This window comes from Lacipirellulaceae bacterium, assembly GCA_040218535.1.
Lineage (GTDB): Bacteria > Planctomycetota > Planctomycetia > Pirellulales > Lacipirellulaceae > Adhaeretor.
In genome coordinates this window covers 172,445-197,414 of the sequence record JAVJRG010000009.1, presented here as the reverse complement: position 1 = coordinate 197,414, position 24,970 = coordinate 172,445, and the positions used below count along the sequence as shown (strand labels likewise).

At 54.3% G+C, this 24,970-nt stretch carries 16 protein-coding genes; 10 read left to right on the top strand and 6 right to left on the bottom strand.

What is annotated here, in order from left to right; genetic code table 11:
* Window positions 1-25: 25 nt before the first annotated feature.
* Window positions 26-649: a hypothetical protein gene (locus RIB44_11745; GenBank protein MEQ8617260.1), complete on the bottom strand. Its 624-nt coding sequence runs from the start codon at window positions 647-649 to the stop codon at window positions 26-28.
* A 59-nt stretch (window positions 650-708) separates the two neighbouring features.
* Here RIB44_11745 and RIB44_11740 point away from each other — a divergent pair, with 59 nt between their 5' ends.
* The 6 genes from RIB44_11740 to RIB44_11715 all read left to right on the top strand — a co-directional run bounded on the left by RIB44_11740 (window position 709) and on the right by RIB44_11715 (window position 12,507).
* Window positions 709-2,220 carry a solute carrier family 23 protein gene (locus RIB44_11740; GenBank protein MEQ8617259.1) on the top strand — a complete coding sequence of 504 codons (1,512 nt, stop codon included), beginning with the start codon at window positions 709-711 and terminating at the stop codon, window positions 2,218-2,220.
* A gap of 104 nt (window positions 2,221-2,324) precedes the next feature.
* Window positions 2,325-3,674, top strand: coding sequence for an aspartate aminotransferase family protein (locus RIB44_11735; protein ID MEQ8617258.1), 1,350 nt, complete (start codon window positions 2,325-2,327; stop codon window positions 3,672-3,674).
* Between the two features lie 298 nt (window positions 3,675-3,972).
* Complete coding sequence (gene preA, locus RIB44_11730) at window positions 3,973-5,103, top strand: NAD-dependent dihydropyrimidine dehydrogenase subunit PreA (GenBank protein MEQ8617257.1); 1,131 nt, start codon at window positions 3,973-3,975, stop codon at window positions 5,101-5,103.
* A gap of 232 nt (window positions 5,104-5,335) precedes the next feature.
* Window positions 5,336-8,473, top strand: coding sequence for a PSD1 and planctomycete cytochrome C domain-containing protein (locus RIB44_11725; GenBank protein MEQ8617256.1), 3,138 nt, complete (start codon window positions 5,336-5,338; stop codon window positions 8,471-8,473).
* 18 nt (window positions 8,474-8,491) lie between these two features.
* Window positions 8,492-9,904, top strand: coding sequence for a DUF1501 domain-containing protein (locus RIB44_11720; protein ID MEQ8617255.1), 1,413 nt, complete (start codon window positions 8,492-8,494; stop codon window positions 9,902-9,904).
* 146 nt (window positions 9,905-10,050) lie between these two features.
* On the top strand, window positions 10,051-12,507 hold the full coding sequence (locus tag RIB44_11715) for a glycoside hydrolase N-terminal domain-containing protein (protein ID MEQ8617254.1): 2,457 nt from the start codon (window positions 10,051-10,053) through the stop codon (window positions 12,505-12,507).
* A 39-nt stretch (window positions 12,508-12,546) separates the two neighbouring features.
* Here RIB44_11715 and RIB44_11710 read toward each other — a convergent pair whose 3' ends face one another.
* Complete coding sequence (locus tag RIB44_11710; protein ID MEQ8617253.1) at window positions 12,547-13,914, bottom strand: MFS transporter; 1,368 nt, start codon at window positions 13,912-13,914, stop codon at window positions 12,547-12,549.
* Window positions 13,915-13,962: 48 nt separating this feature from the next.
* Window positions 13,963-14,811: a sugar phosphate isomerase/epimerase family protein gene (locus tag RIB44_11705; GenBank protein ID MEQ8617252.1), complete on the bottom strand. Its 849-nt coding sequence runs from the start codon at window positions 14,809-14,811 to the stop codon at window positions 13,963-13,965.
* A 242-nt stretch (window positions 14,812-15,053) separates the two neighbouring features.
* Here RIB44_11705 and RIB44_11700 point away from each other — a divergent pair, with 242 nt between their 5' ends.
* The gene (locus RIB44_11700; GenBank protein ID MEQ8617251.1) at window positions 15,054-15,731 is read left to right on the top strand and encodes a DUF1080 domain-containing protein; all 678 of its coding nucleotides are present in this window, start codon (window positions 15,054-15,056) and stop codon (window positions 15,729-15,731) included.
* Window positions 15,732-15,835: 104 nt separating this feature from the next.
* Here the strand turns inward: RIB44_11700 and RIB44_11695 are convergent, their stop codons facing one another.
* From RIB44_11695 to RIB44_11685, 3 genes are read right to left on the bottom strand one after another with little or no spacing between them, the layout of a single operon-like run.
* Window positions 15,836-17,101, bottom strand: a complete 1,266-nt coding sequence (locus tag RIB44_11695; GenBank protein MEQ8617250.1) for an endonuclease/exonuclease/phosphatase family protein — start codon at window positions 17,099-17,101, stop codon at window positions 15,836-15,838.
* A 19-nt stretch (window positions 17,102-17,120) separates the two neighbouring features.
* Entirely contained in the window at window positions 17,121-17,555 is a 435-nt protein-coding gene (locus RIB44_11690) for a tetratricopeptide repeat protein (protein MEQ8617249.1), read from the bottom strand.
* Window positions 17,556-17,558: 3 nt separating this feature from the next.
* Window positions 17,559-18,677, bottom strand: a complete 1,119-nt coding sequence (locus tag RIB44_11685) for a DUF1559 domain-containing protein (protein MEQ8617248.1) — start codon at window positions 18,675-18,677, stop codon at window positions 17,559-17,561.
* Window positions 18,678-19,443: 766 nt separating this feature from the next.
* On the opposite strand from RIB44_11685, the gene RIB44_11680 reads away from it, so the two are divergent.
* From RIB44_11680 to RIB44_11670, 3 genes are all read left to right on the top strand, one after another.
* Window positions 19,444-21,096: a lamin tail domain-containing protein gene (locus RIB44_11680; protein MEQ8617247.1), complete on the top strand. Its 1,653-nt coding sequence runs from the start codon at window positions 19,444-19,446 to the stop codon at window positions 21,094-21,096.
* A 240-nt stretch (window positions 21,097-21,336) separates the two neighbouring features.
* Entirely contained in the window at window positions 21,337-23,673 is a 2,337-nt protein-coding gene (locus tag RIB44_11675) for a hypothetical protein (GenBank protein ID MEQ8617246.1), read from the top strand.
* A gap of 216 nt (window positions 23,674-23,889) precedes the next feature.
* Complete coding sequence (locus RIB44_11670) at window positions 23,890-24,612, top strand: PEP-CTERM sorting domain-containing protein (GenBank protein MEQ8617245.1); 723 nt, start codon at window positions 23,890-23,892, stop codon at window positions 24,610-24,612.
* The last annotated feature ends 358 nt before the right edge of the window (window positions 24,613-24,970 follow it).

Genomic DNA, 24,970 nt, shown 5'->3' with positions numbered 1-24,970 from the left:
CTCCAGGGCATCCGAGTCGGTTGCGTCAGCCCTCCGGGTCGTCCAAGAGTTCTTGCAGTCGATCGGCAAGTTCGGGCTGCAATCGCTCCTTCCAACTGTCGTCCACTAAGCCAACTCCGATAAGGTCTTGCACGTGAACTTGGTCTTTGCGGCGGAACGAAGTGAGCTTCATCGTGAGCAGTTGTTCCAATTGAAGCAGGGCATACGATTCGACGGATTTATTAACGCTGAGTCGTGGTGCGGAAGCATAGTACGACTCTTTCACCTTCTCTTCCGCAAAAAGTAGATGCACCGCGTCGCGGAGACTGCCATCGGGCCCATCGAGGAACATGGGGACGTCCATCAGTTCGTAGTGGACGAAGCCAGCCGTTTCGAGGGCTGCTTTGGCGGCTTCGAAGTCACTGCGGTTGATCATCAGATCGACATCTACGGTATTGCGAGCGGCACCGGGGTCAACGGTCGAAACCCAGGCGGCGACCGCGTTGCCGCCGATCACGGCGTAGGGGACACCTGCAGCATCAAGAGCGGCGGTGGAGCGTTTCAATCGTTCTCTGACAAGTTCCACGGCACGGACCATCCGATCCAACAGTTCGTCGCCAAAGCCTACGACGGTGGCTGACGCGTCAGTTGATGGGTTTTGGGTTTCCATAAAAGTATTGTAACATAAGAGCCCGAGGAAAGCGGCGGCACCGCTCTAAGTAGGACAGCATGACCAACACACCCACGAACTCGATCATCTACGGCCTCGACGACAAGCCGCCACTGGGTAAGGCCATCATCTTGGCAGTGCAGCATGTGTTGACCATGTTCGGGTCGACCGTGGCGATTCCCTTGCTGTTCGGTCCCGCGATGGGAATGAGCCTCGAGCAGATCGGCTTGTTGATCTCTTCAGTGATGCTGTGTAGCGGAGTCGCCACGCTTATTCAGGCGACCTTCGGTTCACGGTTGCCGATCATTCAGGGAGTAAGCTTTTCATTCATTGCTGCCTTTTTCGGCATCATCCTGACGGTCAAAGATCGCGGAGGCGAGCCTGCGGAAATGATGCAGTACATCGCCGGGGCGGTGATGGCGGGTGCCGTGTTTGAAATGGTGATCGGTTTTTCCGGCTTGATGGGCTGGGTGCGGAAGATTCTTTCCCCGGTTGTTGTGGGTCCGGTAATCATGCTGATCGGGCTAGCACTGTTTCAGCATGGTGCTCCCAAGGCGGGGACGGACTGGACGATATCCGGGTTGACGATTGTCATGATCATTCTTTTTTCGCTCGTCCTTTCACGCTCGAACCGTTGGTTTCAGCTCTTTCCGATTCTCTCGGCTTTGGTGGTAGTTGTCACACTCTGCTGGGGACTTTCTGCAGCAGGTTTATACGGTGAAGATCACCCCTCCTATGTCAATTTAGAAGCTGCAAAGTCGACAGGATGGGTCAGGTATGATCCGCGGGAGGTTTTCTTCCCTTGGGGTTTCCCAAAATGGGAACTCGGTTTCGTAATCGCGGTGCTTGCTGGCTACTTGGCGTCGATGATCGAATCGTTTGGCGATTATCATGCGTGTAGTCACATGGCGGGCGGAGGTGATCCGTCACCGGAGCAAGTCTCGCGCGGCATTGGCTGCGAAGGGATCGGTTGTTTTCTGACCGGTGTATTTGGTGGATTCAGTAGTACGAGTTACTCAGAGAACGTCGGCCTGATCGGCCTGACGAAAGTAGGAAGCCGCTATGTTGTCCAGATTGGGGCTGTGTTATTGATAGCGTTAGGATTCCTCGGCAAGTTCGGTGCGCTGGCGGCGGCGATTCCCGGTCCGGTCGTCGGTGGTCTATACTGTGTCATGTTCGGGCTGATCAGTGGCGTCGGCGTCCAGCAGTTTGCGAAGTGCGATTTGCGGTCGGATCGCAATTTGCTGATCGGCGGCTTCGCGCTGTTCATGGGGTTGAGCATGCCGGCCTATTTCTCCTCGTTCACGGAAGAAGCGAACCTAATCGCTGGCAAGACCGTGGCCATGTATCAGCCGACGGTTGAAGGGCTGTTGGAACGTTTGCCCGTTGAGTTGCAGTCGATCGTCGTTTCGATTGGTTCTACGGGGATGGCCGTGGCGGCGATCATTGGGATTGCACTCGATAACTTGATCCCGGGAAGTAAGGAAGAACGGGGACTGCACGATCCTGGGGTGCTAGTACCCGAGGCTGGCGATTTGGATGAATTGCAGAACGAAGGAATGACCGGATAACCAGATTGGCAGGATCAACAAGATCGAATGAAATAGATTCCACCTGGAAATCCAGTCGATCTAGAGCACCTTGGTATCCTGTCTGAAATAAAGCGAGCCGTGATATGTCTACCGAAACGAAAATGCAACTCCCTATCATTGACCACCAGCTGACACCTTATTCGGGTCCCTCACGCGATGAGGTGATAGCCCTGCGGAAGCAGTATGTGTCGCCCGGTGTGATCACGTACTATCGTGAGCCGATGATGGTGGTCGAAGGGCACATGCAGTACGTGTGGGACGACCAGGGAACGCGTTATCTCGACGCTTTTGCGGGAATTGTGACCGTGAGCGTAGGACACTGCCATCCGAAAATTGTTGAGAAGGTGAAACAGCAGACGGGGCAATTGCAACACACAACGACCATCTATCTGCATCCGACCATCGCGCAGTTCGCGGAGAAACTCGCCGAGAAGATGCCCGACGGGCTCAGCCGCACTTACTTCACGAATAGTGGTAGCGAAGCCAATGAAGTGGCGATTCTTTCCGCCCGCGAGCATACCGGCAACACACAAGTTATTGGACTACGCAACGGTTACCACGGCGGCACGGCCACGACGATGGGCCTCACGGCACATGGCACTTGGAAGTTTAAGTCGAATCAATCGCCAGGGATTGTTCATTCACATGCCGGCTACTGTTACCGTTGCCCTTATGGGTTGGAGTATCCGAGTTGCGATCTGAAATGTGCTCACGACATCAAGGAAGTCATTGAATATCAGACGCCAGGCGAGGTGGCCTGTTTTATTGGCGAACCAATTCAGGGTGTCGGCGGTGCTGTAACGCCGCCCAAAGAGTACTTCCAAATCGTCTACGACATCGTCCGCCAGCATGGGGGCATCTGTATTGCTGATGAAGTGCAGGGCGGGTTTGGGCGCACAGGCACTCACTTCTGGGCGCATCAGAATTACGATGTCGTCCCCGATGGCATCACGATGGCCAAGGGAATCGGCAACGGTATCCCGCTCGGTGCGTTCACAACCACTGAAGAGATTTCCGAAGTGATGACAAACCGAATTCACTTCAACACCTACGGTGGAAACCCGATCAGTATGACGCAAGGCTTGGCCACGCTTGAAGTGATCGAAGAAGACGGCATCCAACAGAATGCGTTGGAAGTTGGCAATCACCTGAAGGACGGCTTCCTCGCGTTGCAAGAAAAACACGCAATCATCGGTGAGGTGCGCGGCATGGGATTGATGCTGGGAATTGAACTCGTCCGCGATCGCAAGACCAAAGAACCGGCCAACACCGAAGCCGCCGATGTGATGGAAGCGATGCGTGACCGCGGCGTACTCGTTGGTAAGGGTGGGCTCTATGGAAACACGCTACGCATTAAACCGCCGATGTGTATTACCAAAGATGACGCTGATTACCTGTTGGCGATGCTGGATGAGGTGTTAGCGGGAAGTTAGACAGGCTAACGGGATATGCGGGATCAAGAAGATTTCGTAATGATTTGCAACTCGCCCCGTAGGGGCGTTAGCATGTAGCCAGGGGCGTCAGCCCCTGGTTAGTTGTTTCGGTAGTCGCAAGCTCCGGAGGAGCGACAGAAATAGTCTTACTAAAAACAACTTTCGCCCCTTCGGGGCTTATCCATGTTTTTTGTTTTTCGTTCCAGGGGCTCACGCCCCTGGCTACGTGCTTACGACCCTTCGGGTCTATCAGACCTGCTTGAACCGAACGCCCATCCTGTAAATCCTGTCAAATATCATGCCAACACTCGAAACCACCATCGATGGAATGAAACTCCCAAATCCGTTCGTGATTGGTTCGGGCCCTCCGGGTACCAATGCCAACGTGATCGGTAAGGCCTTCGACGAAGGCTGGGGGGCAGTCATTTGCAAGACGGTCAGCCTCGACGCGTCCAAGGTCATTAACGTTCAGCCGCGCTACGTGCGGTTGCGGAGCCGGGAGTCGAATGAAATCTACGGCTGGGAGAACATTGAGCTGATCTCAGATCGCTCTTTTGAGACGTGGCTCGACGAGTTCAAGCAGATTAAAGACAAGTATCCCGAAGGCATCCTCATTGCGTCGGTTATGGAGGAATACAACAAAGACGCTTGGCAGGAAATCATCGGTCGTTGCGAAGAGGTGGGTGTTGACTCGTTTGAACTGAATATGAGTTGTCCGCACGGTTTGCCCGAGCGACGCATGGGCGCGGCGATGGGCGAGAACGCGGATATCCTAGAGGAAGTCTGTGGCTGGGTGATGGAAGTCGCCAAGCGTCCCGTCTGGGCAAAACTCACGCCGAACGTCACTCACATTGAAGATCCGACACGCGCAGCGTTAAGAGCTGGCTGCCAAGGTGTCGCGGCGATTAACACGATTCGCAGCGTAATCGGTGTTGATCTCGACACGCTTCGTCCTGAACCGAGCGTGGAAGGCTACACGACGCCAGGAGGTTACTCCTGTCAAGCGGTGATGCCAATCGCGCTACGGATGTGCATGGAGATATCGACCTGCATCGACAAGGAATTTCCTGGCCGGACGCTGTCAGGGATTGGTGGTGTGGAAACGGGCAACGACGCGGCGCAATTCATTCTGTTGGGGGCGGATACCGTCCAGGTCTGCACCGGCGTGATGAAGATGGGGTACCGTTGTGTCGCAGAGATGAAGGAGCAATTGCTCGCCTTCATGGAGAAGCACAACTTCGAGACGCTCGAAGACTTCAAGGGTCACAGCTTGCAGTTCTTCACGACGCATGCTGATCTTGTGAAACGTCAAGCCGAGGCTCGTGCTGCGAAGAAAGCGGAGCACGAGAAGAAGCAGATGATCAAGCAAGATGCCGAGTGGGACGGGGACGACTTCGTCGAACAGAGCGACGCACTGGCGCGGGGTTGATGCGGGGCGTGTCTGTTAGGACAGGAAGGGGCCCGAGACATGACGCTTGTTGAGCTTGGGTTCTAGGTGAATCTCGAGGTTTTCTGAAGCTATATCTGCCTATTTATTGCCCAATTTCCGATTTGCGAGTGCGATTCTCTCGCATCCAGACGTAGTCTTTGTGTGGCAGTCCTGGCAAATATAATCGATTAGAATGTATTCAATTCGCACTGTTCCCGCTTTCTGTCTCTTTGTGTTGGTCGCTTCATGCTACCCGCTCGTCTCGACCGCTGCCGAGCGTGACACAACCGTCTTGTTCAATCGAGATGTCCGCCCCATCCTGAGCGAAAACTGCTACTTCTGCCACGGTCCCGATAAGGACAACCGTCGTGCCGAACTACGGTTGGACACATTTGAGGGCGCAACCGAAGACCGGGGAGACTACGCGGCGATCGTTCCAGGCAAGGCAGAGGCATCTGAGCTCGTTGCCCGGATTCTCTCAAACGACCCTGATCTGAAAATGCCACCCAGCGATTCGGTCTATTCGCTGACTGATCAGCAGAAAGAAACCCTCAGGCGTTGGATTGAGCAAGGAGCCGAGTATCAGGAACATTGGGCGTTCCGCAAGCTCGAACGACCGCCAGTCGAGGGTGAAGTCGATGGTCCTGCCGCCATTGATACATTCTTGGAGAGGCGTTGGCGAAGCGAACAGGCACAGCCGGTTGAAGAAGCAACGCCCCGCGAATTAATTCGCCGGCTCAGCTACGATCTACGCGGCTTGCCACCGACCTACGAAGAAGTAAAGAGGTTTGAGGCGGATCCCTCGATGGCAGCGTTTGATCGACTGGTCGATCAGTGGATGGATTCACTGGAATATGCTGAACACCAAGCCGTGCAGTGGCTTGACCTTGTCCGCTGGGCTGACTCCTCAGGCATGGTGAGTGACGAGCCGATCGCCTCGGGCGCGTATCGTGCTTATGTGATCAACGCGATTCGCGACAACATGCCGTTCGATCGGTTCACGATCGAACAGCTCGCCGGCGACTTGCTTCCTAATCCGACCGACGAGCAATTGATTTCTTCGGGCTACAACCGAATCGTCAAAACAAATTGCGAGGCGGGAGTGATTGATAAAGAAGCACTCTACGCCCTCAAGGGTGAACACGTTCGCGCGGTCGGTACCGTTTGGTTGGGGCTGACAACCGGTTGCGCGGAGTGCCACGATCACAAGTACGATCCACTTACCGCCAAAGATTATTACAGCTTGGCAGCGTTCTTTGATGACTTGGTCGAGACAGGTGTCTACACGCCCGGTGATCGTCGCGTGCCGTTGCATTACGTTTATCAGCAGGATAAGAAGAGCGAGCTCGATAAGCGATTAGAACGCCAAGTTGCCGAGTTGTACGAGCAAATCCATAACCCAAAAGACGAACTCGCAGCAAAGCTTGAGGCTAATCAGTCTGATTGGGAATTGGACATCCGCGCGAAGCTGAAAGACGCGCAACAGCAAGTCGATTTTAAGTGGATCCCTGCAGTACCCCATGCACCGCGTCAGGTGGGAGGGGAATTCGACACGACGAGTTGGCAAGGTCGCACTGCTCGAGTGGTCACAGGCGAGTCAGAGAAGTGGAAACGTCATTACATCGCTGAGAGCATGACTGGCTATTCCAAACGTGACTTCCCCGGCAAGGAAGGAGCCTTCTACGCCGAGGTATATATCGACCCAGACAATCCTCCGGAGCATCTGGCTGTTCAGATCTTGCATGGTGCCTATGGCCGCATGGGGTGGAAGCCCGACTATGACGAGGCCTACTACTGGGGCAAAAAAGACAAAGCTCTTTTCGAGACAGCCAAAGATTGGATGAATCCCAAACGGTTAGTTCACCTGGGCGAGCTGCCGAAAGCGGGTGGTTGGGTGCGCTTACGAATCCCCAAGAGCAAGTTCGTCAAAGCGAACGACCATGAGTGCGTTGGCATGGCATGGGCACAGCGGGGGGGGCGTGTTGGTTGGGGCGAAAGTGGCTGGGAAGTGCGGGCGGACAAAGCGCAGGAACTTCGTCTCGGCGAAACCATGATCCGCCGCTGGCGGGAGAAGCCGATCTACCGCATGACCTTTGAAAAACGAATGAGCTTGCCGAAGCAGGCCCTCATGACCGCGGCGGCTCGACGCAATGCCTTACAGAAAGAAATCGCGCAGGCGGTTTATTTTGAACAGTCGCAGCCTGAGTTGATGACGCAGTTGCGGGAGATGGAGAACCAGCTTTACGGCCTCCGCCGCGAGAGTATGCCGGTGCTAGTGAGCAAATCGGGAGAGCCGAAGGAGACGCGACTAGTCAATCGGGGCAACTTCATGGACACGACGGGGCCGATCGTTGGCCCTGCGGTTCCAGAGTTCTTAGGTTCTGTCGGCGAAGATGGCAAGCGTCCAACGCGTTTAGATTTGGCACAGTGGTTAGTGTCAGAGGAAAACCCTCTCACGCCACGGGTGTTCGTCAATCGGCTTTGGAAGCAATTCTACGGCCGCGGCATCAGTGAGACGCTCGAGGATAGTGGCGGGCAGGGGGATTGGCCTTCGCATCCGGAGTTGCTGGATTGGTTGGCTGCGGAATTCGTTGAGAGTGGTTGGGACCGCAATCACATGGTCAAGCTGTTGGTTTCGACCAACGCGTATCGTCTGAGTTCCAAGCCCACACCCGATTTGGCGAAGCGCGATCCGGGCAACCGCTGGCACGCGCGGCAAAGCCGTCATCGGCATACGGCGGAAGAGATTCGCGATTCGGCGTTGCAAGCGGCTGGCCTATTGCAGTTGACTGACGAAGTGCCGGTGGCAAGCTTCTATCCGTATCAGCCGAAGAAGTATTGGGAAGTATCGAGCAAGATTATGTGGGGTAGTCGTCACATGCTGTGGAAGACCTCGGAGCAGGCATCGCAGTATCAGCGAACGCTCTACACCTTTTGGAAGCGACAAAACATTCACCCAGCACTCTTGGCTTTCGACGCACCCACGCGGCAAGAGTGCACGGCAAGAAGAAACCAGACCAACACGCCGGGGCAGGCACTGACGTTGCTCAACGATCCGCAGTTTGTTGAGGCAGCTCGCGCACTGGCAGAGAGAACACTCAAGGCGGAGGCAGTGGACGACGCCGAGCGACTACGCCTCGCCTTTGAGTGGACGTTACAACGAGAGCCAAAACAAGAGGAGTTGGCTCTTCTTACAGATCTGCTCCGCGAGCAACGCAGGCACTACAAGAACAACCCCAAGGCAGCCCAACAGCTTTTAGAAGTAGGTCAAATCGAGGCAGAAAGCTCAGTCGATGCTGCTGAGTTAGCGGCTTGGACGATCGTCTCACGCGGACTGCTTAATTTGCATGAGTTTATTACCCGAACTTAAGTCAAAAATTGTTTTCGAATGATGAATCAATTCGATCGCGAAATCCTTACTCACCACACCCGACGCCATTTCTTTAGCAGAGCGGCGACCGGGCTTGGTGTGGCTGCACTAGGGAGTTTGATCGGTCGCGAAGCTTTGGCCGCTGCTCCAGGTGTTGGGGGCTTTCCGAATCATGCTCCCAAAGCGAAGCGTGTGATTTATCTCTACATGGCGGGTGGGCCGAGTCAGTTTGAATCGTTTGACAACAAGCCGGAGCTACGCAAGCAAGACAAGAAGTCTCTGCCGGAGGACTTGGCCAAAGGCGTGAAGTTGGCGTTTTTGCAGAACTCGACGCTGACTTGCAAGGGCTCGGAGATCGGCTTTGATCGCTATGGCCAATCGGGGCAGGAGATTTCCGACCTCTTTCCGCACCTGCAAAAGCTGGCCGACGAGCTGTGCATCATTCGCACGCTACAAACTGAGCAAGTGAACCATGACCCGGCTCATACGTTCATGAACACCGGCACCGCAATCACGGGTAGGCCGAGTATGGGCTCCTGGTGCTCTTATGGCTTGGGGAGCCCAGCGGATAATCTTCCCGCGTTCGTCGTGATGCGTTCAGGTGATGAAGGACAGCCGGTGCCCACAACGGGTTGGCACAACGGTTTTTTGCCCGGCGTGCATCAGGGGGTCGAGTTCTACGGCACTGGATTACCGTTGAACTACATCAATTCGCCCGCAGGGATTGATCGAGGGAGCCAGCGGCGGACGCTCGACGCGATTGCTGGGATGAATCAGATCTACAACCAGCAGATGCTCGACCCTGAGATCGCTACGCGAATCGATCAATACGAGCTCGCGTTTAAAATGCAGATGAGTGTTCCCGCGCTCGCAAATTTCGCTGAAGAGACTGTCGCGACGCGAGGGATGTACGGTATTAAGAATCAACCCGATGGGAGCTTTGGTTCCAACTGCCTGATGGCGAGGCGGATGGTGGAACGCGGAGTTCGCTTCGTGCAGCTCTACCACACCGGTTGGGATCATCACGGTGCGGTGACCAGCGGCATGAAGAAGCTCACCAAACAGGTCGATCTAGGGTGCGCGGCCTTGCTGAAAGATCTCAAGCAGCGTGGGCTGCTCGAAGATACTCTGGTGATCTGGGGCGGCGAGTTTGGCCGCACGCCAATGTCGCAGGGCTCAGGTCGCGATCATCATATCAAGAGCGGTGCGATGTGGATGGCCGGCGGCGGCGTGAGGCCGGGCATCACCTACGGCAAGACCGACCCGCTGGGCTTCACCGCTGCGGAAGATCCCTTCCACGTCCACGACTTTCACGCCACCGTGATGCATCTGCTGGGCATCGAGCATAAGCGGCTGACCTTCAAGTACAAGGGCCGCAACTTTCGGTTGACCGACGTGCATGGGCATGTGATCAAGAAAATTTTGGCGTGACGGAATTCTGATTACCACAAAGAGCACAAAGGACACGAAGGGATTGTTGGAGGCTGTGGACTGCTCCAACGATTTCTTGGTGTCCTTTGCGCTCTTCGTGGTTCATTCTATCTCTAAGTGATTTGATATTGCGAGGATCTGTTGAGATGAGATTAGGTTCTACGGCTCGAGCCGCTTTGGTAACTCTCATTGCGTCAGCATTGTTTCTGCAAGAATCAGTGATTGCTGAGGATGCCGAGCCGATCGTCCTTACCAGTAACCAGCCCGCGAAGCGTTGGGAAGATGCGCTCATCAGCGGAAATGGTCGCCAAGGGGTGATGGTGCACGGCAATCCTCTGGAGGAGACGATCGTCCTCAATCATGAAAAGCTCTGGGTGCCCGCCCAACCGGTGAAGCCCGATGTGCCGAACATGGTAGAGGCGATGGCCCGGGCTCGTGAGCTAGCGAAACAAGAAAAGTGGAGCCCGGCAGCTTCGACGGTGTTTAATGAATTTGGCAACGGGAATGCAAAAATGTTTCCCAAGGAAGCACTGATTCGTCCCGGACCGCGGTTCGGATTGAACTATGTGCATCCGGCGCTTCATTTGAAGTTCTCCATCCCGAAGCTGGGAGAAATCACTGATTACCGTCGGACGCTCACACTCGACACGGGCGAAATCAATGTGCGGTGGCGGGATGATCGCGGCGATTGGCAGCGGAGTTGTTTCGTTTCGCGGCCTGATAACGTGATCGTGACTCGGTTGAAACGTCCGACAGGCGCTCCGCTGAACTTGGACGTGATGTTCGCGGCACGAAAAGGGTGGGACGAGAAAGATATTGAAGCTCCAACCATTGAGCATCGCGATGATGAAATGTACCTGCAAACTCAGTACAAGCACCTGCATGGGCTCGCCGAAGCGGAAGGCTACCAGGTTCTCGCTCGGGTTATCACGACAGGCGGAACGACATCCGCTGGCAAGGATCGCATCCGAATCAAGGATGCTGATGAAGTACTCATTCTCGCACGTGTTGAGTTTCTACCGGTCGCAAGCCAAGCGAACCGAGACAAATTGCGTGCTGAGTTAGACGCGTCTAGTACAGATTACGACGAACTTCTCGCAAGCCATGCGAAGGTTCACGGCGAGATGTTCCGCCGCGTGAGCTATCGAATTGGTGGCCCCAACAACAAGAAACACTATGGAGTAGGAAGAACGACCGAAGAGATTATTGCCGAGGCGGCTCAGAGTGGCCCAACACCAGCGTTTCTAGAGTTAATCTATGCGGTCGGTCGCTACTGCCTGATCTCTAGTAGTGGTGAACTGCCCCCGACGCTCATGGGGCTTTGGGGCGATACTTGGAAGCCGATGTGGTGGGGGCATTACACCAATGACTCGAACTTGAACCTGGCGATTTCCTACGGCAGCGTTGGAAATCTGCCCGAGGCGATGGACAGCTACTTCGGCTGGATCGAAACGCTCTATCCGGATTGGGAACGAAACGCCTCGCAATTGTACGGGGCACGCGGCTACATGGGAGCCATTGCCCACGGCTGGCGGCATGGCTTAGCTATTGCTGGTTGGCAAGGCTGGACGGGTGCCGCTGGATGGTTGGGTGCTTACTTCTGGCAACATTATCTGTTTACGGGGGATGAAGAGTTTCTTGCGAACCGTGTTGTGCCGCTACTGGAGAACGTCGCACTGTTCTACGAAGATTTTCTCGACGGCATGGAAGGACCCGACGGGAAGTATCTCATCTACCCAAGTATCTCGCCGGAGAACAGCTCGCCGAATACGCCCGGTGCTCCGAATGCAACCTCGGAAATTGCCATCATTCGCGAGAGTTTTTCCGCGTTGATCGAGGCTTACCGGGTGCTGGGGATCAAGGAGGAACGGATTCCCGAGCTGCAAGCGGTGCTTGAGAAACTACCGGAGTATCGCATCAATGAGGATGGTGCCATTGCCGAGTGGAGCTATCCGGGCGTTGCTGACAACTATGACCATCGCCACAACTCGCACCTGCACGCGGTCTATCCGGGGATCGACATTACGCCGAATACGCCCCAGCTCTACGAAGCTGCGAAGCGTGCGATTGAAATGCGGATCGGAGCAGGGCAGGGCAATAAGAGCGCGCATGGTTTCATGGAACTTGGCTTCTTCGGTTCGCGTCTGCACGAACCGTCCATCGTGTGGTCGATGCTCAACGATTATGCCAGGAGTGGTTTCCTCTACAGCAGCTACATCAGTTCACACAATCCGAATCGGAGGATCTACAATCTTGATTCGATCCTTTCGCTGCCGGCCATTCTTACGGAGATGTGCCTCATCTCTCGTCCGGGTGAGTTGGATTTACTGCCTGGGATTTCTGAGGAACATTTACCGCGGGGAGAACTGAAGGGCATCTTGGCCAGGACCGGCATCGTGGTTGATCGGCTGGCTTGGGATCTGCCAGCAGGCCGAATCGACCTTGAACTGACCAGTCGCCTTGAGCAAGCCGTATCCCTCGGCAGTCGCCTAAAGATTTCGGGAATTGAAGGTGAAGGCGTCCACGGGGAAGCCAATGGCAAGTGGAGGGTGAATTTGCCTGCAGGGAAACAGGTGCGACTCCTAGTAAAGCTAGGCGGTTAGCTTGCTAAGTGAATCCCTTTCCGAAGACTACTGCGTAGATCATGCGGGCACCTCAGCAGGCAGAGCATCATCGGCATTTTGGTCGGCGGCGATTTTTTCGTCGATCGAGGGTTTCTCCCAGAAGCTTAGCAGAAAGATCACGAAGATTACTGCTGCCATCCCGGCGGGCAGCAGCCAGAATTCTTTCCATTGGTTGAGTGTCTTGTCCAGCAGTGCGGAGTCGACGCCCTCGGGGATCGAAACGCTAAACATTTGTGTGAAAGACTCGAAGAAATCGACTTTCTCCCCCGAGGCATTCTCTGCAAACTGATCGGTGAGTTCCTTGCGACTGGTCATGGTTTCACCAAGCCGCCAGCCGGCTACCGCATAGCCGATATACATCCCAACGCCTTGAGTGAAGAAGACCAACATGCTTTGTGCCTGCACGCGGACTTCAGGAGGAGCTTTTTGATCGGTGTACATGAAGCCGGTGACGAAGAAGAAATCGTAGCAGACGCCATGCAACGCGACGGCTAGCAGGATCATCCAGACCGCTTGGTTTGGTGCGCCGTAGGCGAACAGGACGTAGCGAATCACCCAAGCGGCCATACCGACGAGGATCATCCACTTCACACCGAGCCGTCGGAAAAAGAACGGGACCAGCAGCATGAAGACAATCTCACTCATCTGGCCGATCGTCATCGTTGAGGCAGGTTGTTTGAAACCGATATCAGCGAGTACTCCAGAGGCATACGAATAGTAGTAAGCCAGCGGAATACAAATCAGCGTTGAGCAGATGATGAACACAGCAAACGGTACGCTTTTCATCAGCCTGAATGCATCGACCATCAGCAGGCTATCCATGTTCAGCGGCTTGCCCTTCGCCGGTGGTGGTGTATTCGGTAGAGTGAAACTGTAGATGCCGAAGAGCGCCGATGCGCCAGCCGCCAGCCACAGCATTTTGATGCTATCCGACCAACCCAGTCCACCAACGGTCAGTCCGGCGACAATCCAGCCGATGGTTCCCCAAACGCGAATCGCGGGGAATTCGTTTTGGTCTTCGACATTCGCGAAAGCGATCGAGTTGCCCAGCCCAAGCGTCGGCATGTAGCAGAGCATGTAGGCAATGAACAGCCACACGGCGAGACCGCCATTGCCGTCCGTCACCGCTTGAGCCGCCGCGGCCATCAGCCCGGCACCGACTAGCATCAACACGCCTTGGACAACTTGTGAGGAAAACAGCCGGTCGGCAATCAGCCCCAAGAACAGCGGAGCGATAATTGCTGCGATCGGTGCGCTCTGATAGGCCCTTCCCGTGAAGTCGGAAAGCTTTGCCGTATCAAGACACAAGAAAAGCGTGACGAACCATGCTCCCCAGGTGAAAAACTGGAGGAACATCATTATCGAGAGGCGAGTTTTAACAGCCATATTTGTTGGACAGGATTAACAGGATTGACTGGATGAGATGGTGTTAGCCTACAGTAGCTGTTGCTTGAGTCTCTCAAGTAACTTAACAGCGTTTCCGATCTCTGCTTTTTGTCGTTCGGGTTCTTGAGAGATCTCTCGCTCGATTGTGAGTGGACCTTCGTAGCCAATTTTCTTCAAAACCTGCAAGTACTCAAGCATCCCGACGTCGCCTTCGCCTAGTGTTTTCTCTTCACCCCAAGTCACGCCGGGTTGGCCGCTGCTGATCGCGTCTTTGCAGTGGACGCTCCGGACGAAGGGGGCAAGTTGTTCGAGTGCCGGCAAAGGTTCGCCACAACCGTAGAGGATCATGTTGGCGGGGTCGAAGTTGATGAAGAGGTTCGCGCGGTCGGTTGCTTTCAGGAATTGCAGCAAAACGTCGGCGGGTTCTTGGCCGGTCTCTAGGTGGATATTTCTCTGGTGGGTCTTTGCAAAAGTGCACGCGTCTTGCAGCGTCTCGAGGATGGCTCCGTAGGCGGGGTCGCTTGAGTCGTGCGGCACGAATCCTAGGTGGAGTCCCACGGCGTCGACTTCCAGTTCCTCAGCGAAAACAACCGTTCTCTTGAGGATTTCGAATCGTTTCTCTCGGGTTGACTCAGGCACCAATCCGACCGTCTCTTTGACGATGGGAATGCTCTCGTAGCTTTCGTCGCCGAACTCAGTGAAGATGACCGTCGGCTCGATTTCGAAATCGGCAGACTTTGCTCGAAAGTCTTGGGCGGCTTGGACGGGATCGCTCAGATTACTAGGCGCATGCAAGTGCATTGTCGGCACGCCAAGCTCGGCGGCGACCTCCAGCTTCACGCCAAAGCCGGCATCGACGCTGGTGAACACCCCAAGAGGCCATGTTTCAGACTTCATCGTTTCAGAATTCATAGAGAACCACGAATCAAACGAATAACACAGATCAGTTTGTTGGTAACTTATAACATAGCTACTATTATTCGTGCTATTCGTAAGATTCGTGGTTCGTAAATTATCAGTAGGTTTGTCGACGACACAGCCATCCTAGATGAGGAAGCAGAGACCCTATGCTACTCTTGAGCCCCGCTTTGCGCCTGTTCGTTCGAGGGATTGTCCTTTCCGTTCTCTTCATGTTTGGAATGAAACATTCTTTGTGCCAAGCGAAAGACACGGTTACGCCGGAGCCTTGGGCAGCGAAGCTCGAAGTGTTCAAGTCACCCTCTTTGAAGGAGTCAGACTTCACGCCGTTGTTTGATGGGAAAGCACTAAGTGGCTGGGTGGGGGCGAAAAAGGCATATCGTGTGGAACACGGGGCAATTGTTTGCCAGAAGGGGACCGCTGGCAATCTGTTTACAGAGAAGGAGTACAGCAACTTTGTCTTGCGGTTTGAGTTTCAACTCTCGCCTGGTGCGAACAACGGCTTAGGAATTCGCTCGCCACTGAAAGGCGACCCGGCTTACGTAGGGATCGAGTTGCAGATCCTCGACAACGCGGCTGAGAAGTTTGCCGGGTTGCAACCGTATCAGTATCACGGCAGTGCCTACGGGATTGCGGCTGCAAAGCGTGGGGCGCTCAAGCCTGTGGGTGAGTGGAATCAACAAGAGGTCATGCTGGTTGGTGATCGGCTGATCGTGACGCTGAACAAGCGGAAGATTCTCGACGTCAATCTGAAGAAGGTTGCCCCCGAGGGAAAGACAATCGATGGCCGTGAGCATCCAGGACTCAAACGAACCAAGGGTCACCTCGGGTTCTTAGGCCACGGCGACGAGGTGAAGTTTCGCAAGATAAGAATCGTCGATCTTGGAGAGAGCAAGTAATGAGCCGCGAGGGGTCAGCCCGCGGGTTGAACTGGCTGGCGTGAAACCCGAGAGCTTACGCTCCTCGGCTCAAGAAGGCTTGGCAAATCGGCTCATGAGTTTGGCTACTCGAACTCAACATCGACCCACACGAGGCGATGATCAGAACTTGGGAACGGGTGCTCGCCGGTAAGTTCTGAGAGTGGGTCGTCCGACGAGGGCCAGAAGATGCCGCTTTCGATCACGCGGAACCCCTTTGATGGAACGACGTAGTCGACACGCAAATTGCCCGGATCGCCTTTGTCCTCTCGATCAGGTGCGTCGAGCGTGTCGTGCTTGTCGGGGCCTTTGTGACTTTGGTTCGCCCCCGCTTGCTTTTTCGCTTGCTCCTCTCCACCCCGACTAGCGGGAGCCTCGGCTTGGGAGACTCGCGACGATCGAAGCAGCCGATTGATCGCGGGACTGTCGCTGCCGTCGATGGGGTCAGCGTTCAAATCGCCAGCAACAACGAAGAGAGCATCGCCGGGGAGTCCGCCAGTCTTCCCGCGGTCGTCGTAGTGATAATTTCGCTCTGGGTTAATGTAGTCGACCCAGAATTGGATCTCCGCTTCGTTGCGTAGCCCATTGCGATCTTCCGGACCATCGAAACCCGGGGGTGTGGGGTGTGAAGCAAGCAGGTGGACGCGTTTGCCGTTGATCAAGAGGGGCACATCGAGGTGATTCTTACTGCTTAGCCGAAAGTGATCGAGCGTCTTCGGCGTGTACCAACTGGCAGGCGACTCGACCTCATTTGGGACTTTAGCACTGGGCATGTCTTGCCAGAGGAATTTCTGAAACGTGCGAATGTTCTCCTTGTCAATCGGGAACCGCGACATCACGACCATTGCATATTGGCCCTCGTACCGACCGTAGCCCCACGAGTCCGCGCCATAATCGTTGCTGCCGGGGCGTGAATCGATCACTCCGTTATGGTCGAGATCGCGTCCCGAATGTACGCCGGTATTGGAAGGAGCCGAGTAGCGATGCGGATACTCGATGGGCTTTGTGAGGCCATCGGGCGACTTGGTCACATTCTGACTGACCGCGAGATATCGATCGTGAAAGGTCCGCTGCAATAGCCCGTCGGGTGTGTAGTCGACTTCGTTGAGTAGAAGAACGTCTGGGCGCACGCGTTGGATGATCTCCGCGAGCGCGCGAGCTTGCGGGTCGTTGCCGTCGGCGATGCGGTTGGCGACTTCGCCGGAGCGTTCTCCGTAGAGAGAGACGTTGAACGTGGCGAAGCGAACTTTCTGTGAAGGCCGTTCTTCGGCCCCTGAGACAACAAGCGGCTGTAGGCAGCTAGCCATAAAGAAAACAAGCCAGCAAAACGACCGACGGAAGCTCTGATGCATGGAGAAACCTCGCGACGTGCTATTTACCGAACGGTTTGATTCCGCGACGAATCTTGCGTGCCTGAGCAAAGGCCTTCTTGGCTGCTGACTTCTTGCCTTGGGCTGAGAGTAGGTAGCTCTCCGCTGCGAGGACTACCGCCTTATCAAGGTGTTGACTCTTGAGCGTGTCAAGCTCTTGTTCTGCTTCGCTAAACTTCTTTTGCGCGGCAAGGCATACAATGAGTTTAGCCCGCGCTATGTCGTACAGCTCAGGGTAGAGTCCTGCAGCTTCGATTGCCTCGGCATACTTCGCTGCCGCGGTTGTGTAGTCATTGCTGCCGAAGGCTGTCTCGGCTTCGTTGAAAGCTTCTTGCGAACTCTTCCGTTCTTCGACGGCCTCGGTTGACGAGCCACCGCAGCCACTGGAGAGGAGGAGTGCCTGAAGAAACAAAAATTTAACTGCAGCTGAGGGCATTACTTAGAAGGTCTCGGGTACGACCTCGCCGCCGTTACGAGAACCAAGTGCGCGCCAGACATCAATGTTGATCGAGTCACTGATGTTTGCGGTATGTCCATCGCCGAAACCGACGACGACAATTCCGTTGTGGTCGCTTCGTGCACCGACAATAGCATGTTCAAAAGGAGTATCTGGAATGAAGCTAACGCCGCAGTCGACTCCCTCCCAGTTTGGAGGTGAAACGTGGTTGTACTGCGTTGAATCATAGCCTGCGAAAGGCCAGCCGTTTGACCAGTCAGATCCATCAAGCCAACGGCCTGCTCCTGCGAAATTGAAGTTGCTCACTTCAGGGGCTTGGTTACGGCAGTTCTGCAACAGATTATCGATTCTTACAGTTGTCGTAATGCCACTGTCGAGCCGTCGCATTTCTCCTTGTGAGGGCAAGTCCGTAGAAGACCCGCCAGTTCCTTTGATGCGTTCAGAAAAGAAGGCTGTATTAGAAAGTCCATCTTCAAATCTCGAGGCTTTCAAGCCTTTCTCGCCAATCGTGAAGGCTCCGTTGCCTCCAACAGCCCAGAACCTTCCAAAACCAATCTCGGCACTACCGTCCCCGCCGGCTGCCGGCGTTGAACCGCCGAAGTTCGCTCGATAGTTGTTTTCTGAAATGATTCTTCCTACGTTTCCGTCGCTCGGGCAGAGGAATAAACCCTGTGCTGTTGAATAGGCATCGAAGTGCGGATTCGTCGGATTGAGCATTTTCTTGACTTGGGCGATGTCAAAATTGATGAGGTTGTACACATTCTGCTGCTCCATGTAGGGGAGCAGCCAAATGTGTACTGAGTAAAAACCTGTTTTCTCATCAACAGAGACGTCTTGGTAGTTCGAGTAGCCTGAGATTTCGCTTCCGTCAGCATTCGCTCGATCGGGAGTCAGCCGACCAGGTGGAAAGACCCCGTTAGCGCTTTCGTAGTTAGCTGCAGCGAGTGCCATTTGCCGAACGTTATTGATGCACTGGCTGCGACGGGCCGCTTCGCGAGCCGCTTGGACGGCGGGCAGCAATAGCCCCACGAGTACGCCGATGATTGCGATCACGACTAACAGTTCGACGAGAGTGAAGGCGCTTGATTTCTTCCTGTTCATTTGCCATCTCCGGGTTCATCAAGTAGCAACATCAGCGAGAGACGCAGTGTCACGCTGATCCTACTCATCTAAGTAAGATCGTTAATAGACCGTGTATAAATTCAAAACTCAATATAGCCTGATTCTGTGAAGAATTGCCCGATGTTGCTCGAAACTGCGGGAAATATTCCAGCTAATTGCATTCCCATGTGGCCGGGATTCAATTTCAGTCACTCGGGTCGATAGAAATCATCGGCCGGAGATAATCTCCTGCGCATAGGAGCGAAAAAGCGGAAATCCCCTGTGTGTAAGCATTTAGATTGAGGCAACGGCCCTAATAGATTATCTCGGGCCTAAGTAGCCCGATATATCCGAGCTATTTGCGGTTCTCAGCAATCTAAGGCTTACTCATGGAATCCTAACAACGTTTCGTTAGATTGACGCTAAGCGATTAGGGTCAGTTTCTGGATTGGATTGATAATTGCTGTTAGAATGACAAATTGGCGTCGCTTTATGCATTGGATGCCAAGTGTTTTAAGCGAGATAGTGTTTGAGTCCGCCGGTCATGTCGCTGACGAGTCTTGGTCTTCTATCTTGAAGCGTAATTTAAGTGCTTTACATTTGTGCACGCCGGAACAGAGCTGCTGGGTAATGAGGCAGCCCAATACTCTCTGGTAAGCAATTTGGCCTATTGATTCATCGTTCAGATAACGACGACGCAACAACCACCCGTTTTGAATTTACAACTATCCTTGTTGATCAATTATGTAACAGAGGGGAAGATTCAATGAAGTGCGATTTGAGGAAGGTTTGGATTTACATCCGGTCGACATCTGCGGTACTCACCGCCGTCGGCGTGTTGGCCCTTGGCGGTCAGTTCGCTCAAGCTCAGCTTGAAGTCACCGAAATCATGTACAACCCACTTGATGAAGATGTTTGGGAGTGGATCGAGGTCCGTAACACGGGTGGCACCGACATCGACATGGCTGGGTGGCTAGCTTTCAATTTGGGTGATGGCGAAATAACTAACCCGAATCCGACGATCGTCTCCAATACGAACTCACCGAATACCATTGTACCTGCTGGCGGCGTTGCCGTGATCTATGATGGTTTTCATGGTGGCTCTTCTCCGGGAACCTTCAACGACGCGCCTTTTCGCGCAGCGTGGGGACTAGACCCTTCGGTACCGTTGATGGCAGGTAGCTTCTGGCCCGGCCTTTCTAACACTGAGGGCTCAAACTTCCAATCCATTGGCTTTTGGGCAAGTTTGGCCGATTATCAGGCAGACCTAGTCGACGATGGTTCGGGGAACGGTACCAATGAGGTAGGTAGCTTCAACAACGCCCAGTTCAGCATCAATTATTCTGATGCAGCGTTTCCAGGACCGGTTAACGGATCTTCGATGACTTGGACTGGCAACGGTGATAATCAAGTAGGTGGCAATTGGGCAGTCAGCCAGACAGGCGTCAACGGTGCTACTACCAGTGTCGAAGCACAATTGGTGGGCACGCTCAACAGCACAGCGGATATCGGGAATCCGGGGATTGTTACCGCTTCAGGAGCCATTCCCAGTGCCCTGATTATTTCCGAGATCATGTACAACGCGGCCTCTAATGAGCCCGACTGGGAATGGATTGAGATCTACAATAACACTGGTGCTGCGGTCGACCTCAGTGGCTACGTCCTGAGTGATGACGATGGTGGCCAACTTGTCACGGGCAACATTGCTTCGGGCACCATTGCCCAGGGTGAAGCGGCTCTGTTCTACGACAGCAGCGAAATCACCGCGGATCAAGTCGCCGATGCTTGGGACCCAACCGGAGCTCGCGGAATCACTTTCATTGGTGTGGATAACTTGGGCTCTGGGCTTTCCAATGGCGGAGACTCAATCGGACTCTGGAGCAATGTGACGGACTACAACACGGATGACGCAGCTGGGACAACGGACCTCGCAGTCGCTGCAGTAACTTATACGGACGATCCACCGTTTCCTCTCGACAACAACGCCGGTTCGATTTACATTCTCGACCTCTCGAACGTCGACATCGATGGGACCACTGGACAATCGAGCCAGAATGATGGTGCGGAATGGCAGCTATCGGCCGATGGCGACTTTCCAGGGTCGTTCTTCGCTGCAGAAGTGGAAGATCCCAGCGGGATGATTCCGTTCCACCCAGGTGGAGATATCGGTAGCCCTGGAACCTTCAACGTCGTGACTGCTGTTAGTGCCGATGTGGACAACAGTGGGCTGGTTGACGGAGCGGACTTCCTGGCCATTCAACGTGGCGACTTCCCAGGGGTAACGATCGCTGACTGGCAAGCTCAGTACGGCACTGCCGGTGCCGCGGTTGCCTCCGCAGGGGCTGTGCCTGAGCCAACTTCGTTGTTGCTCGTTGGTATGGCTTTAACGCTCGCTGGTTGCGTTCGTCGCAAAGCCTAGTTGATTTTGTCTAGTACTAAGCCGCCCGTGAGTCTTGCTCATGGGCGGCTTTTCTTGGTTTGTTTTCTTTTCTGTTTCGCAAGGCTGGCGAAGCTGTTTCGCGTTATGTCGGAATCTGTTGAGCGTTCCCGTAGGATCGGGGACTTCTTCAATGGCTGCCGCACCTACGGAGTTCGCCCCTTGAGTGGTTTCCGAAAGACAACGTGTAAGGCTAACTTGCGCCTGCTCTTGGTCGTAAGCATGGCCGCCTTCGTGGTGTCGTTTGTCAGCACGGCCCAAGCTCAACTGCGGATTGTCGCGTACAATACACTGAACAAGCCACGCGATACGGCCAGCGATATGCAGTTTGAAACGATTGTTTCGGCCATCGAATCGACGGCGCGAAATGGCATCGCCAAGCGTGTCGATGTCTTCGCGCTGCAAGAGCAGTCCAACTCAGCCAGCACCCAGACGGCGGACACAATTGTCGAGATTCTCAACGACCTGTATGGCGTGACGACTTACGAAGCGCGGCTGATCGACAACGTCAATCAGGATTGGGTTGGCGTGGTCTACGACAGTTCGACGGTCGAGTTCCTTGGCGAGCAGTTCATTTCGACGGCTGGGCCGCGTGATACTTATCGTGGTCAGTTCCGGCCTGTTGGTTACACGGATCCTGGGGCGGAATTTTACGTTTACTCATCGCATTTTTCGTCTGGCGGGGGCAGTTCAGTCCGAGCTTCGGAAGCCACGACGGTTAGCAACAATGCGGCTGCATTAGGTGCCGGGTCCAATTTCGTATACGCAGGGGATTTTAATTTCGGAAGCGATAACGAAGCTGGGTTCGGAAATCTGCTGGCCACGAGTAACGATCCGTTGGGGCTGCCAAGCTGGCCGAATTCTTCCGTCGCGGAGCACCTCACGCAGTCCACACGTACCACGAATCTTTTCGACGGTGGTGCCACAGGTGGAAACGATGACCGCTTCGACCTGCAACTTGTTTCGGACAATCTGCTCGATGGCGAAGGCTTGAGCTACTTGGGGCCTACGTCGACAGGGCTGGGGTCGCTCACGCATTCCTACCAGGCCTTCGGCAACGATGGCGTTTCTTACAATCAAGCCATCAACAACGTCTACGCAGGTAGGTCGCAGCCTGCCAGTGTATTGGATGCGTTGCACGACTTTAGCGATCATTTGCCTGTTGTTGCCGACTATCAGCTGCCTGCTTTCATGAATGCCCAGTTGGCTTCGATGCCTGGTAACGTGCCGCAAGGAGCGACAGTCAACATTGATGTGCTTGTTGAGAATATTGCGAATGTCGTGGCTGCCGCGGGTGCCGACGAGCTCGACTACACGATTAGCGTCTCGGGTGATCTTTCCGGTGCAGGAAGCGGTACGAGCTTCGCCCTGGCAGGGGCCAATTCACATCCGATCGGACTCGACACCGCGACCACCGGCAACAAGAGCGGTGTGATCACTGTCAGTTCCTCCAGCCAAGCGGCAGGCAATGCGCTGATCAACATTCCCGTTTCATTTACCGTCGGTCAGGTGAATTCGGTCCCTTTCTTGGCGAAGGATGACTTTGACAACCCGATGGGGCTGATTAGCTTTAGTCAGGATCCAGCGCCCGGGGCATTCACGAGCCCAGGCGATGGGTTTGAAAAGTATCAAGTTGGTGTCAGCGCTTCGATCCCGTTCCAGTTGGTCGACGACTCGAACAATGGGAATCCGCTCGACACACGCGGCATCGTCGATACAGCTACAAAAACCGATGGCTGGTTTGGAATCACCGACACAGTGAACGACGACAACCCGACGGTTAATCCGGATGGGCTGGTCTCAGCAACGTGGGAATTCGACATTGCTGGAGCCACGGGGCTTTCCGTTTCCATTGATGTGGCAGCAATGGGCGACTTTGAAGCCTCCGAATCGACCGGCGATTTCTTTAATTTCACTTACTCAATTGACGGTAGTCCCGAGCAAGCCCTGTTTACTTCCTCAGTTGATGAAGATGGCTCTGCCATCTACACCCTTGCTGACGGCGACATGTTCACGCTAAACGATCCGCTCTCGATGGAGAACAACGCTGGGCAGGTGATTGAGTTGTCGAATGTGTTCCAGACGCTAACCTCGGCACTTGGTGTCGATGGTGATGTGCTGACCATCAATCTTCTTGCGAGAGCCGATGGCAGCCAAGAAGAATTTGCCTTCGACAACTTAGAAGTCAATGGCATCACGATTATCGTGGGTGCCGACGATGCGGACTTCAACGGCGACACCCTCGTCGATGGAACGGACCTATTGACCTGGCAGACCGGTTTCGGTTCTGGCACGGTTTTAGCTGAGGGAGATGCTAACGGAGACGGTAGCGTGGACGATCTGGACCTCGCCATTTGGCGGCAGCAGTATGGTCAAGCGCAGCAAAGCAGTTTGACGGCGGTTCCTGAGCCGAGCGCGATTTGCCTGTTTTTGGGGCCGATATGCTGCTTTTTTCGGCGAAAACCAGGGTCTCCAGGTATTCCGTGGGTTCTTGGGTGCCAGAAGGTGGAAAAAATAAGCCAAACCAGTGATACTAGAGGCTTCTTCACTCGAAGCTAACAAGTCAAAAGTATGATCATGGCCATCGACGCAAGCCAAGCGTTGGTGCCTGCACGGAATTGATACCACACGGAATTGAGACGAAACTGAACCCTCTTTGGTGAATCCTGGGGGAGGGCGAACAGGGATGGGCGGCAACAGGAGAACTTAAGGGAGGGTGAGCCGCGTGTGCCGCCCGACGGATTTATTGTGTTTTTGATTTAGAGGAGGAGTCTAATGAGTTTGAGAAATTTGTTTGCCGCTTTATGCGGCGTCGCCGTGCTGGCCGTTGGCCAAGCAAACGCGGCGACCTTGGTCGATGAGGATTTTTCGTACGCAGACGGCAGTCTCGTGCCGAACGGTGGCTGGGCCAATCATAGTGGTACTGCCGGCGACCTGCTCGTATCTAGTGGGCAAGCAGTCGTTCAGCATGGCACTCCCTCGGAAGATGCCAATATCCAGTTCGCCACCCAGGATAGCGGTATTCTAACTGCTACGTTTGACATCACTGTCGAAGATAGCGACGACCAACTTACTGGGTCGGATTTTGAGTACTTTGCACACTTCTTTACACAGGGCAGCTTTAACTTCCGCTCTCGCGTCGATGTAGTCGCGCCAAGTGGTGGAGGAGATTACACGCTTGGTATTTCGTCAAGCGGTAGCACAGCCGATGCTACTCTGTTAGTTGATTTCGACTTTGGTGACACCGTGCCTGTTGAGATCACTTTTGATTTTGCAACGGGCACCGCTTCCTTGACTGCTGGCGGAAGCACAATCACAGGTGACCCAGGTGCAACTGGCCAGTCACTAGATGCTTTCGGTCTACGTCAGTCAGATTCGAGCAATAACGAAACGGTTATCGTAGATAATCTTGTTATTACTGCGATTCCTGAGCCAACCAGCCTTGTGCTGTTCGCTCTTGGAGCATTTGGCCTAGTTACAAGCCGCAAGCGTGGCTAGGACGAAACCGTTAAGTAGTACTTAGCGGTTTTTAGAAACGACCGACGGCTGGTAACGCAATCGCGCTTCCAGCCGTTTTTTTGTGCGCTGCGTTTCGATGGCGATAGCTTACTTGTTAGGGCAATTTGGGGGGTGAAAAGCGACTATTCTAGTAAAAAACAGCCATTCTGTACGTATCTCACATAGAGCGACTGCTGTCCGACCACTTGGGCTAGCAACTATACTGTTTAGACCTCCCTGCCCATTCTATGGGGCCCATTTACGACCGCTTGTGCGGTTTTTAGGTAATCGCCTTTTGGTTATGGAAGTTTCGCTTGAAAAACTGCTGATTCTTATTCGCTTCTATTGGGGACGGTGC

Coding starts and splice junctions, on each gene's coding strand:
- RIB44_11745 (MEQ8617260.1), bottom strand. CDS start 649: ATGGAAACCCAAAACCCATCAACTGACGCGTCAGCCACCGTCGTAGGC.
- RIB44_11740 (MEQ8617259.1), top strand. CDS start 709: ATGACCAACACACCCACGAACTCGATCATCTACGGCCTCGACGACAAG.
- RIB44_11735 (MEQ8617258.1), top strand. CDS start 2,325: ATGTCTACCGAAACGAAAATGCAACTCCCTATCATTGACCACCAGCTG.
- preA (MEQ8617257.1), top strand. CDS start 3,973: ATGCCAACACTCGAAACCACCATCGATGGAATGAAACTCCCAAATCCG.
- RIB44_11720 (MEQ8617255.1), top strand. CDS start 8,492: ATGATGAATCAATTCGATCGCGAAATCCTTACTCACCACACCCGACGC.
- RIB44_11715 (MEQ8617254.1), top strand. CDS start 10,051: ATGAGATTAGGTTCTACGGCTCGAGCCGCTTTGGTAACTCTCATTGCG.
- RIB44_11710 (MEQ8617253.1), bottom strand. CDS start 13,914: ATGGCTGTTAAAACTCGCCTCTCGATAATGATGTTCCTCCAGTTTTTC.
- RIB44_11705 (MEQ8617252.1), bottom strand. CDS start 14,811: ATGAAGTCTGAAACATGGCCTCTTGGGGTGTTCACCAGCGTCGATGCC.
- RIB44_11700 (MEQ8617251.1), top strand. CDS start 15,054: ATGAAACATTCTTTGTGCCAAGCGAAAGACACGGTTACGCCGGAGCCT.
- RIB44_11695 (MEQ8617250.1), bottom strand. CDS start 17,101: ATGCATCAGAGCTTCCGTCGGTCGTTTTGCTGGCTTGTTTTCTTTATG.
- RIB44_11690 (MEQ8617249.1), bottom strand. CDS start 17,555: ATGCCCTCAGCTGCAGTTAAATTTTTGTTTCTTCAGGCACTCCTCCTC.
- RIB44_11685 (MEQ8617248.1), bottom strand. CDS start 18,677: ATGAACAGGAAGAAATCAAGCGCCTTCACTCTCGTCGAACTGTTAGTC.
- RIB44_11680 (MEQ8617247.1), top strand. CDS start 19,444: ATGAAGTGCGATTTGAGGAAGGTTTGGATTTACATCCGGTCGACATCT.
- RIB44_11675 (MEQ8617246.1), top strand. CDS start 21,337: ATGGCCGCCTTCGTGGTGTCGTTTGTCAGCACGGCCCAAGCTCAACTG.
- RIB44_11670 (MEQ8617245.1), top strand. CDS start 23,890: ATGAGTTTGAGAAATTTGTTTGCCGCTTTATGCGGCGTCGCCGTGCTG.